The organism is Hungatella sp. (genome assembly GCF_046966825.1).
In genome coordinates this window covers 1-10,981 of the sequence record NZ_JBKVCZ010000185.1, presented here as the reverse complement: position 1 = coordinate 10,981, position 10,981 = coordinate 1, and the positions used below count along the sequence as shown (strand labels likewise).

At 44.0% G+C, this 10,981-nt stretch carries 14 protein-coding genes; 13 read left to right on the top strand and 1 reads right to left on the bottom strand.

Annotated features, from left to right (window positions below; all coding sequences use genetic code 11):
- The 9 genes from ACLTD4_RS30960 to ACLTD4_RS30920 form a co-directional block, all read left to right on the top strand.
- Positions 1-869, top strand: an 869-nt coding sequence (locus ACLTD4_RS30960) for a hypothetical protein (RefSeq protein ID WP_412331833.1), incomplete at its 5' end; no start/stop codon positions are given.
- Positions 870-879: 10 nt separating this feature from the next.
- Positions 880-1,890, top strand: coding sequence for a DUF3991 domain-containing protein (locus ACLTD4_RS30955; RefSeq protein WP_029467356.1), 1,011 nt, complete (start codon positions 880-882; stop codon positions 1,888-1,890).
- Positions 1,887-2,207 carry a hypothetical protein gene (locus ACLTD4_RS30950; RefSeq protein ID WP_187383047.1) on the top strand — a complete coding sequence of 107 codons (321 nt, stop codon included), beginning with the start codon at positions 1,887-1,889 and terminating at the stop codon, positions 2,205-2,207. The genes ACLTD4_RS30955 and ACLTD4_RS30950 overlap by 4 nt, the downstream gene beginning before the upstream one ends.
- Positions 2,129-2,809, top strand: coding sequence for a JAB domain-containing protein (locus ACLTD4_RS30945; protein WP_148510444.1), 681 nt, complete (start codon positions 2,129-2,131; stop codon positions 2,807-2,809). Before ACLTD4_RS30950 ends, ACLTD4_RS30945 begins: the two co-directional genes overlap by 79 nt.
- 306 nt (positions 2,810-3,115) lie before the next feature.
- On the top strand, positions 3,116-4,000 hold the full coding sequence (locus tag ACLTD4_RS30940) for a phosphoadenosine phosphosulfate reductase family protein (RefSeq protein ID WP_412331832.1): 885 nt from the start codon (positions 3,116-3,118) through the stop codon (positions 3,998-4,000).
- Complete coding sequence (locus ACLTD4_RS30935) at positions 3,997-4,467, top strand: ribbon-helix-helix protein, CopG family (protein ID WP_148510443.1); 471 nt, start codon at positions 3,997-3,999, stop codon at positions 4,465-4,467. Before ACLTD4_RS30940 ends, ACLTD4_RS30935 begins: the two co-directional genes overlap by 4 nt.
- Before the next feature lie 31 nt (positions 4,468-4,498).
- Complete coding sequence (locus ACLTD4_RS30930) at positions 4,499-5,533, top strand: DUF5688 family protein (RefSeq protein WP_412331831.1); 1,035 nt, start codon at positions 4,499-4,501, stop codon at positions 5,531-5,533.
- A gap of 47 nt (positions 5,534-5,580) precedes the next feature.
- Entirely contained in the window at positions 5,581-6,795 is a 1,215-nt protein-coding gene (gene mobP3, locus ACLTD4_RS30925; RefSeq protein WP_412331834.1) for a MobP3 family relaxase, read from the top strand.
- 17 nt (positions 6,796-6,812) lie between these two features.
- Complete coding sequence (locus ACLTD4_RS30920) at positions 6,813-7,505, top strand: hypothetical protein (RefSeq protein ID WP_148510440.1); 693 nt, start codon at positions 6,813-6,815, stop codon at positions 7,503-7,505.
- On the opposite strand, the gene ACLTD4_RS30915 is transcribed toward ACLTD4_RS30920, so the two are convergent.
- Complete coding sequence (locus ACLTD4_RS30915) at positions 7,502-7,828, bottom strand: helix-turn-helix domain-containing protein (RefSeq protein ID WP_412331830.1); 327 nt, start codon at positions 7,826-7,828, stop codon at positions 7,502-7,504. The genes ACLTD4_RS30920 and ACLTD4_RS30915 overlap by 4 nt on opposite strands.
- A gap of 128 nt (positions 7,829-7,956) precedes the next feature.
- Between ACLTD4_RS30915 and ACLTD4_RS30910 the strand changes: the two genes are divergently transcribed.
- From ACLTD4_RS30910 to ACLTD4_RS30895, 4 genes are all read left to right on the top strand, one after another.
- Entirely contained in the window at positions 7,957-8,766 is an 810-nt protein-coding gene (locus tag ACLTD4_RS30910) for a hypothetical protein (RefSeq protein ID WP_412331829.1), read from the top strand.
- Positions 8,750-9,382: a hypothetical protein gene (locus ACLTD4_RS30905; RefSeq protein WP_412331828.1), complete on the top strand. Its 633-nt coding sequence runs from the start codon at positions 8,750-8,752 to the stop codon at positions 9,380-9,382. Before ACLTD4_RS30910 ends, ACLTD4_RS30905 begins: the two co-directional genes overlap by 17 nt.
- Before the next feature lie 6 nt (positions 9,383-9,388).
- A complete protein-coding gene (locus ACLTD4_RS30900; RefSeq protein ID WP_148510436.1) occupies positions 9,389-10,075 on the top strand; it encodes a DUF4406 domain-containing protein in 687 nt (228 codons plus the stop codon).
- A partial coding sequence (locus tag ACLTD4_RS30895) for a type IV secretory system conjugative DNA transfer family protein (RefSeq protein ID WP_412331827.1) occupies positions 10,072-10,981 on the top strand: 910 nt, incomplete at its 3' end. The genes ACLTD4_RS30900 and ACLTD4_RS30895, both read left to right, overlap by 4 nt.

The following is a 10,981-nucleotide window of genomic DNA, read 5'->3' as shown; positions in this document are numbered from 1 at the left end:
ATATTACGGAGCAGACGTTTGACGCTTATCTGTGGCAGATTTTAGAGCAGAAGCAAAAGTATATCAGCCAGATTATGACGGGGCGCTCAGCGGCCAGAAGCTGTGAGGATATCGATGAAACGGTGCTGCAATATGCAGAGTTTAAGACACTGGCGGCAGATCCCAGGATGAAACATAAAATGGAAGTAGATAATGAAATCTATCGATTACAGACACTGAAAGCGTCCTGGAAAGCCAATCACCAGGAGCTTCAAAATGATGTAATTTTCAGCTATCCAAGCCGAATCGAGAAATGCCGGGATCAGATCGAAAAATACAGAGTCGATGTAGAGCGCTATCACAAAAACAAGAGAGTGGATTTTTCTATGACTTTAGAGCATAAGGCCCACAGAGGCAGGAGTGACGCCAGTGATCATTTGGAACTCCTGTTTTGGAGACTGGGAAAAAGTGAGGGAGACACTTTGGTGATTGGAAGTTACGCGGGATTTACGATCTCTTTGACTCGTGGCATTAGCGGCATCATTAATGTTGAACTGACTGGAAAAGGCATATACGGTTTTACCGCAGGTCCATCTAGTTTGGGAAATATCACAAGGATTGAGAATACGATCGGAAGGTTGGATGAGCTAAAACTGGATATGGAAGTGAAGCTGGAAGATTTGGAGAAACAGTTAAAGGCTGCAAAGCTGGAGTTGTCCAAACCATTTAAAGATGAGGAAAAGTTAAGAGAATTATTAAAAGAACAGGTTCATCTGGCTCTGGAACTTGAATTTCAGATGGAAGAAGATAAGCGGCCCGAAGATACTCCTGTTGATGAAGTGCTAGAAAGTAAATCAGAGAGTTTTTATGAGGATTGTATGGAACAATGAGGAGGTTGACATGGTTACTAAACAGAAACCGATGCCATTTACAAAGGAAGAGGTCGAAAAAATTTACAATACGAATATCATTGATTTTGCAGTAGAAAATGGTTTGATTCTTGAAAAGGGTGATGCAAATACGGTCCACGTAAAGAACAGCGGTGGGTTGTATTTATTTAAGCATGGCCGTGGATTTCACTGGTTCACAACGGGGAAACATGGAAATATCGTTGAATTTGCCATGGAATACTTTGGACTGAGCAAGGTGGAAGCCATGGAGAGCGTCCTGGGAAGCCGCGCTTACGGTTCCACGTTTACGGTTGCGGAACCCGTTAAAGAGAAAACGAAGAAGATGGTTCTGCCGCCCCGTGATAGAAATAATAATCGGGCCGCATTATATCTGGTAAGCGATCGGAAACTGGATGAGGATATTGTCTATGCGTTGATGGATCAGGGCAGGATTTTTCAAGTGAGACAGGAGATCAATGGGAAGAAATATATTAACTGTGCATTCGTGGGCTACGATCAGGAGGATACGCCCCGTTATTGTTCTCTGAGGGAAATGAAACTCCATGGGGGATTCCGACAGGATGTTGAAAATTCTGATAAGACTTATGGTTTTCTTATGCCTGGCAGAAGCAAACGGGTATACGAGTTTGAAGCACCGATTGATGCCATTAGTCACGCTACATTGTGTAAGCGGTTTGGGATTGATTGGACGAAGGATTACCGTATCTCAGAGGGCTGCCTTTCGGATCGCGCATTGGAACGTTTTTTGAAAAACCATCCGGAGATTAAGGAGATTGTTTTCTGCTATGACAATGACAGCGAGGGCCATCTGCCGGATGGGACGCCGCATAATCATGGTCAGGTAAAAGCGGAAGAAATGAAAAAGAAATATGAGAAACTGGGTTACTGGACGGCGATTCAGACACCGCACTTGAAGGATTTTAACCAGGATCTGATGGAATACTACCATTTTCCAGAGCAGGAACAGGAGGAAAAGAAGGGGGAGGAAATGGAACGGTGATGGGAGGAACAGGGGAAACAAAGATAGGGAAAAAGCATAAGGAGATATTGCTGGCCGATCTCCTGATTTTATTACTGGAGGTTGATGAAGAGGAAAAGACAGAAATGGAGACTTTTTTAGAACAGTATCCATTCACTGCTTTGCTCAGGGAATATCCTGTGCTGGGGCTGTCGGTAGAAACTGAGAGAAAATTGGAGACGATTGCAAGGTTGGAATCATATGATGGAAGGGATGTATCATGGAGACAGTCCGAACCAGCCGGGAACATTTTATGGATGGATTCAGCCGGATCACCGGTATCAGTAAAAGGAAAATAGAGGAGTATTCCAAGCAGTTTGATTTATTGCATATTGTTGACCACCCAATGGCGGTGGGGGTGACGGAAGCACAGTATAAAAAGATCGTTCAGCTGAGAGAATTTTTAAATGCTTATCAGTCTTTGAGAAAGAGGGAGTGGGGGGAACGAGTGGTGTTGAGTGGGTGTGAGTCTTCTAAAGAATATTTTATCTCGCAACTGGCGTTTTACAGAGAGCGGGAGATGATTCTTTGTGCGTATCTTGATTCTGGCGGTGGGGTGATATCGTGTGAGAAAGTTGCGGAAGGGACCGTGAACCGGACTGCGTTTTTTTCGAGAGAACTTGTAAAAAGAGTTCTTCAGTTGGATGCAGTGGCTGTTGTCCTGGCGCATAACCATCCCAGCAGTTCACTGAAAGCAAGTGAAGAGGATCTGGCGCTTACAAAACAGTTGCAGGAAGCGCTTCATATATTGGGGATAAAGGTACTTGATCATATTATTGTTGGGGCAGACCAGGCGATGTCCATGTATCAAGAGGGGATGATATCAGAGGATCACCCAATACATGCAGAGCAGACAGTGTTAAATCTATGCGGAAGTGAGGGGATTGACTATGAGCGCTAGAAAAGACCAGAGAGGAGGAGTACAGGTGAGGGCGCCGACCAGATTCTTTTCCGCTTTTGAAAGCAGCGCAGCGAATGATGGACCGCTTTGGGGCCATCAAAACTTGAGACCAAAATCTCGGATTTTGGCTTAAGGCAGGAATAGGCGGGTTCCACTCGCCGGCAAAGCAGCTTGCAGGCAAAGCCTGCAACGGGGTTCCCGCATAAATAGCGGGTTATGGTTGGAACTTCAAGGATATCGAGACTTCGTGACAAGAAAAGAGACAGCGAGCAATGAAAGAGGTGTTTTATCCTCGACGATATTACATTGTTTGGTGAAGTTGATAAAGTAGAGGTTGCGATTGAAAGAATCCGAGTATTAGCTGATCGGGCATTACTAAATGACCCGAAAGGTTTTGTGGTGTGTGACAGTGGTGGAAAAGATTCCAATGTGATTAAGCAGCTGGCATATTTGTCAGGTGTACCATTTGAAATAGTACATAACCATACGACGGTGGATTATCCGGAAACCGTATATTATGTGAGAAGGGAGAAGAAACGGTGGGAGGAGCTGGGAATTTCCTATACGATCAGCTATCCCATCTATAAAGGACAGCGGACCACCTTTTGGGAATTAATTCCACTAAAAGGGCCGCCGCTGCGTCACCGGCGCTGGTGTTGTGATGTGCTGAAAGAAGCGCAGAATTGCAACCGGTATATTATTACCGGAGTGAGATGGGAGGAAAGCGCCAGGAGAAAACAGAATCGGGCAGCCTATGAGATCCAGCGGACTACGAAGGATCGGATTAAGCTGCAAAATGATAACGATGCAAAACGGAAACTGATGGAAATCTGCCAGGTGAAAGGAAAAGTAATTGTGAATCCGATCATTGACTGGACGACAACGGAGGTGTGGGAATTTATTGACCGATATCAGATTGTTACCAATCCTTTGTATCAGGAAGGCCACAAGAGAATTGGCTGTGTAGGCTGTCCGATGGTAGATAATAAGTACGAACTGGAGAAGAGCCCGGAGTTTAAGCGTATGTATCTTAATGCGTTTCAGAAATGTGTGGAGAACAAACCACCGAGCCGCCATGGCTGGAAAACGGGACAGGAACTCTATGATTGGTGGGTGAATGGAGGCCGGGGAATGGATCCGGATCAATTATGCCTGTTTGATCTTTTTCCGGAAGGAGATGATGAAGATTGACTCAGAAAACCCAAAAGCGTTCTGTGAATTTTCCCACTGAAACATTGAAATCACTGGACAAGCTGGCAGCCAGGGAACATACGACAACTTCCGAATTGATCCGGAACTTTGTGGAAGAAGGACTGAAGGTAAACGGTTATGAAGAACAGGTAGACTTCATTGCCAGAATAATCCGGCAGGAAATCACAGCAGTGTATCATGTGGAGGATATTAAAGCCATCAGTGATCACAGTGCGGACCGTCTGGCTAAAATGTTAATGAAAACAGGGAAAATCAATGCGGCCATGTTTTTCCTGCTGGTAAAGGTATTGATTCATCTTGCAGACCGGAGGAGTCTGGAAGAAATGGAACATATGGTATCAGAAGCTGTTGCTCTGGGAGTCGATTATATGCAGAAGAAAGACTTCCAGATCAACAGCTTTTTATATGACACAGATTTTCTGATGCATTTGGCAGATAAACTATAACCAGAGTAAACGAATTTCAGGAGGTATCTATATGAATTACGAAGAGTTTAAGAGTTATATATTGAGTCATATCAAGGACTATTTGGGCGAAATGGACCCGGAGATCGACATGAAGATTGAGCAAACCGAAAATAAATTATTTGAGGAAGTGGACGCTCTGGTTCTTAGTAAACCGGATAGAGAATACTCGACCAATATCTTTTTGGATAAGGCATATGTGGCTTACATGGGTACGGGAGATATGGAACCCATTATGAAAGACATCGCGGCGACGGTGCGAAAATCGGAAAAGCAATTGAACAAAATGGAAGCAATCAACTTGAATTCTTTTGAAGGGATCAAGGAGCGGCTTTCTGTTCAGATTCTTAATGCAGAAAGGAATCAGAGCCAGCTTCAAGTAATCACACATAGAAAAATTCCGGAAACAGATCTTGCAGTTGTTTACCGGATTGAGGTTGCAAGTAACAGGGACGGATTTGAAAGCGTAAAGGTAACAAACAAAATGCTGGATATTTGGGGGATTCGTGAGGAACAGTTGTATCAGGCTGCTTTGGAACAAAATATGAAGAAATATCCGTTTATCATAGCAGATGCTGGTCAATTTCTTTTTAGGGCAGAACCTGTACCTGAGCAATATCCGGAAGAAATGAAGGAAAAACGTTTTTATTATCTCACCAATAGCAATATCGTGAATGGTGCTGCAACAATTCTCTATCCGGATATCTTAAAAACAATTGGAGATAAATTTCAGGGAAATTACTTCATTTTACCCAGTAGTATTCACGAAGTGTTATTGATGAAAGACGATGGAGAAATAAATGTGGAGGAACTACAGTCCACGGTAAGGTCAGTGAATGATGAGTCCGTGCCGGAAGGAGATATTCTTTCCGATCAGGTCTATGCGTATGACAGAGAAAATGAGCGTTTTTACCAGGTCAGCGAAAGAGAGGAAACATGGGATCATATGGATCAAGGATTTTCTGGTATGGAAGAGAGAAACATGAGCGAGGATGTATATGCGTCTTATGCTGATGAAGTTATCGCCAATGATGAGCATGAAAGATAGGAGTAAGATGGGATTTGAAGCGGTAATGTTGTAAAAGAAGGAGAAGAATTATTTCCATATTAATTTACAAACAACGCCACCGGAGCCCGAACCGAAAAGATACACCAGAAGCAAATTACGCTCATATCCGTTACATTGCAACCCGGCCCAGAGTGCTGAAGAATGAAGGGATGTGTCACGGATTGTTTGGTAAGATGCAGCCGGGGCCTATACAGGAATTTAAAGACTGGAAAGAGATTGCAAGGCTGGCCTATGCCAATTCTAAAAAGAATATTACCATGTACCGCAGTGTGGTGTCTTTTTCGGAGGAGACGGCCAAAGAACTTCTTCTAAACGATCAGAAAAGCTGGCAGCGCTATATTGAAAATCATATCCTGACGATTGCAGAAAAAAACAGGATGAAAAGGGAGCACCTTCAATGGGCCTGCGCCGTTCATGGAGAAAAAACGCATCCTCATATTCATGTGGTATTCTGGGACACTTCGATTCGGGCGAAGAATCCATATGTGCCGCCGGCGATTCCGGCGGCGATACGCAGGCAGATGATAAAAGACACATTTGCCGATAAAATCCGCTTATATGGACAGAAAAAAGATGAGAACCTGCGCGCCATGAGACAGATTACCGATGAGATGGTAGACGAATTTGAACGGTACTTGCGCAGATTGAAGCCTAACAAATATCAGGAGATCAATAAAGCGCTGGAAAAGGAATTGGACTATGAAGTGGCGTTTTCAGAAAAAGCAGTAAACGATCTCGGAAGTCGTTTGCTGAAGCTGCGGCAGGCTATGCCGGAAAATGGAAGAATTACTTATCAATTGCTTTCACCAGAAGTGAAACAGCAGGTTGATGAGGCAGTGGAAGATATGATCAGTCATTTTCAACCAGTACGAGATGCGGTGGAAGCCTACTGTGAAACAAAGAAATGCCAGGCTGCTTTCTATTCTACAGATACGGCTTACCTGGCTCAAAAAGCAGAAGGGTATGAGAAAGAAGCAAGGAAGGTACTGGCAAACCGAGTTTTAAGCGGCGTGCGCATGGTGATCCGGCTAGAGGGTGAAATGCGAACAATGCAGTACATCCAGGACCGGAAAGCATTTTATGCAGAACAGATTGTATTGGAGAGTCTGGAGATGCTTGCGGGCATCGCCGATTCCAAAGAAGAGTTTGCAGACGGACGAAGACCGGGGACACTCCAGCTTTCCAAAGAAGGTCAAAAAGAGTGGTATTTGAAGAATCAGGATAAGGGATTTGAGCATTAAAGTCAGGAGGTTTTTCGATGAAGTCGAAGGTCGAATTCTACAATGCTTTTTTTAAAACACTGAATGAAAAAGGATATACGGTGGAGGAACCGAGCTCGCCGGATTATCTGGTGGATATCCGGCATAGAGGAAAAGTGATTGCCTTTTACACAAGGGGCGATGTGATCATGAAGAATCCTTTCGAGGAAGTGCCGGATAAACTGATAGAAAGAATCGAGCAGCTGGCGCTGGCTACTGCCGATGTATGCGGAATTTGTTCTGATCAGCCTTATGAGGACGATAAGGTAGAAAAGCTGGCCAATGGCGTGGTGAAAATCAATGAACATGAGAATGTGATTCTGGCCTGTAAGCATCACCCGCTTTTCGGCTATGTGCTTTCCACTTACCGCCAGGATTTAGAAAATAACAATATGCCTATACAGCGGCAGTATTTTTATAACAAGGATGAGGCGTTCGAGAGTTTTGCAACCAGAAGTGGTCTTGTCGATGAAAAGAAGTTATTTACCGAAAGTGAACTTAAAATTCTGCACAGCAGTTTAATCCATATGCGCATGGACGATCAGGAAAGCCCGACCGAACAACTGGAAGCGGTCGGGAAGCTCATAGAAAAGATTGAGGAGGCTGTACCGGAACTCCATAAACCGGAGCGGCCGTTTGCAATCAATCAGTTGTTTGGGGCTTGGGGGCTGGGACAGATGCTGGAGCGTTAAAGCGGATTTTTCTCATCCCGATTCATCAAAGCTGCCAGCTGGATTAACGCTTTGGTCTGTTCCGGATCTAAGCGTCGAACTGCCAGAAGCAGTTCCTGCTCCATTTCAGTGGGGTAGAGAACGGATTGTTCTTCGTTAAAGAATTCCGCAAGGTTTGTTCCGAGGGCAGTCAGCAGCTTTTCTAACGTAAAGACGGATGGCTGAGAATTGCCTTTTTCAATGGAACGAATGTGATTTTCCGATACATCGGTCATACGGGCCAGTTTGTAAACACTGAGATTTTTGGAGGTACGAAGTTGCTTTAAATGATCGTTTAATTTCATGTTATGATCCTCACTTTCCACACTATTATTATGTGGGATAAGAGAATAAAATATAAGATATCTACACATGTGGTAGATACAACTTTATAATTATGGTAAAATCGAATCAAAACAGGAGGTATAAAAGTATGCAGCAGCCACAGGGAGCATCTATTTGGGGCAATATCAATACATGTGTCGAGATTGCCTTGAATGTGTATTACATCTATGCAGAGCATGGGGAAGGAATCGTAATAGGAAAAGAGAAGGCAGATCAGACGGTATCGGCTAAGGCTATCGAAGCTGGAAATGAGGAGGGAGAATATCTTTACTATGGGAAAGATAATACCATGGATATTCCTCTTTATGAAATACTGCAAAAGAGATTGGAATTCAGCCGCCGCTTAGAAGCGCAGCTTGTGGAACAGATGGAAGAAATCAAACAGCACGGACGGATCAGCCTGCCTGAATACTTTGGAGAATGTCCGCCGCCATCAGAAGGAGAAAGTGCCTGTAAGGTTCGTAATGGGATATACTTTGTAAATCGGGAGGGTCAGACAGAAAATGATTCCATAGAATTTGCAGTTGAAAAAACAGTTGCAGAGAATTTCCTCTCTCCTATGGCATATGAGTATGGAGAAGAACGAAACGGTTATCTGTATTATTCCGCTGATTCATGCGCCATTCCTCTTTATGAGTTAAAGGGAATCTTCCATGAATGCCAGGACTGTATTGCGTCGGAGATTGATTTAATATCCACGTTATGTACATGCTATCCTGCGTATCGACACGCCTTTAATAAAATCGTGCCGGAAGCCGAGCAGATACCGGAAAGCAATGGTATGCCTGGAGATTTTTTGAACAGGCATGAGGAAGAGAAGACGATTCGGGATACAGAACCCATGGAACAGTTAGATGATGATTATGGGGAGAATATAGATTATGGATATGAGCCATAAAAGACGATTCTATGCCGGTATGGTGGGAGGCGTAGTTGTTCTTAGCTGGTTGGTTATAACGTCTTGTTCTGGAAAAATGGCAAACACAGATGTTTCGCGGGAAGCTGATAATAGCTGCTATCTATGTGGAAATGGAGGGCTGATGGGGCATTACGGTGAGTTTGATTCGATTGGATTCATGAACGTGAATACGGGACAGATTCTGGATATTCCTATTCTGAGCGATGCCGATGGTGGAAAATCAGAAAAAGAAGTGAGCGGCTCCAGTTATCATTTGATAACGGTAGGAGATGGTGGGAGTGCGGTTGCTGTTTCGACGGATCAAAGAAGGCGATTTGGAAAAGGAAGCGTTATGCCAGGGGAAAATAGTAATCTGGAAGAAGAGAAGGCAGGTAAACTGTTTTGCAAGAATTGTCTTAGCCAGTTGCTTGATACCTATAATGATCGTCTTGCAGAAGAAATCCCAGATACAACAATTGTAGATTTCGTGGAGCGAAAGTTTTACGCGATTGATAAACGGTACAGCGACTATTTGATCCGGGATTACTACCTGCATTTTGACTTTTTAAAAGACCGGACGGAACTTCTTGTTTTTTATGCACCGAAGAGGAGGTAGTGCCGTATGCGGTTGGTATACCTATGCAGCCCCTATCGAGGGGATTATGAAACGAATATCAGACTTGCAAAACAATATTGTAAAAATGCATTGGAATCGGGTGTGGTTGCATTTGCGCCGCACCTTTACTTTGCACAATTTTATCCTGATACGATTCCAGAGCAGAGGGAAGCAGGGCTGGAGATGGGGCTCAATATGCTGGAAAAGTCAGATGAACTCTGGATTATGGGAAAGATTCATAGTGAGGGAATGCGGGAAGAAATTACATTTGCAAAGGAGTACAACATTCCCGTGTTCTATGTGCCGGAGCCATTGGAAATAAAATCTTATCCGATTAGCGTAGATGAAAATGAGCTGCTGTCAGAACGAGATTGTCTCGAAGAAAGCCAGAATAGAAACTATGAAAATCGGGTGGTTGTATTATCATACAACAGCTTAAAACCAGAATACCGTTTCCCACGCAATCAAATCTGGTATGCCAGTCATGGCCCGGGCTGCGGGCCGGGAGCTAAGTTTAGTGATACGGTTCATCTGTATCATCCAATTGACGAGGATCGTATGGCAGTATCCAGGAGAGAGATTCTGGGGGAGGTTCGGCCGGAAGTTTTAGAAATGCTGCAACAGCTTTATCCGGAATTTCGAATGAATCAGGGAAACAGGGTAACTTACGAAGGTGAAGGGCCAGAGTTATGAAACAGAAGGAAAAGATCATTTTAAGTACTGCATTGATTGGAATAGGTTCTTTGTTCAACCTATATTTTACCGCATCACTGCATGGACTTATGTCTCGCCAGTACCGTACCCTGGTTTTACTGCCAATAGGAGCATGCCTTTCGGGGCTTGCAGAACAGAGACAGCAGCGTTTTCTGTTTCTGGCGTTTGAAGGTATGATTCTTTTGGCGTGTTTGCTATTCTTTATTCAAAACAGCCGGTCGTATCAGAGCGATCTTGTGAAGGTAACGGAGGATATTGAGACGCCGGTGGCAGTTGGACAGTACCAGCACGGGTCAGCCAGGTGGCTGAGAGAGAAAGAAAAGGATCAGATATTTGATGTGTTCTGGCTGGATCCCTCTCATCCGGTAGTGAAGCAGTTGATAAGGACTGGGTATGAAGGACTCGATTTTTTGAAAGGGCCGAATCATGGTAAGCAGGAAACAGAGAACGGAGTTCATTTAAAGGACAGAAGAAAGAATCCCGTTGTCGTTCCCATAGAAAAGAAGGAGACGAGAGAAAAGGCAATCGAAAAGAAAGGAGAAGAGGAAGGTTTTGAACTGGTCGATTATCAATTTCAAACGGCAATCGAAAGACAGGCAGCGCCGGAACCTCGAAAAGTACCGCAATTAGAATGGGACAGAAAAGACGATCCATACTGCCTTATGGATCGGGGAGGAATTGTAATTGGAATGAAGAAGGAGGGAGGAAAAGAGAAAATTCACTATATATCAGATGATAGCCACACCCTGACGATTGGGGCCACTCGTTCTGGGAAAACAAGAACTCTAGTTCTACAGTCTATCTGCCTGATGGCGTTATCTGGAGAAAGCATGGTGATCAGTGATCCCAAAGCAGAACTTTATGAGTATACATCGGCCTTTTTAG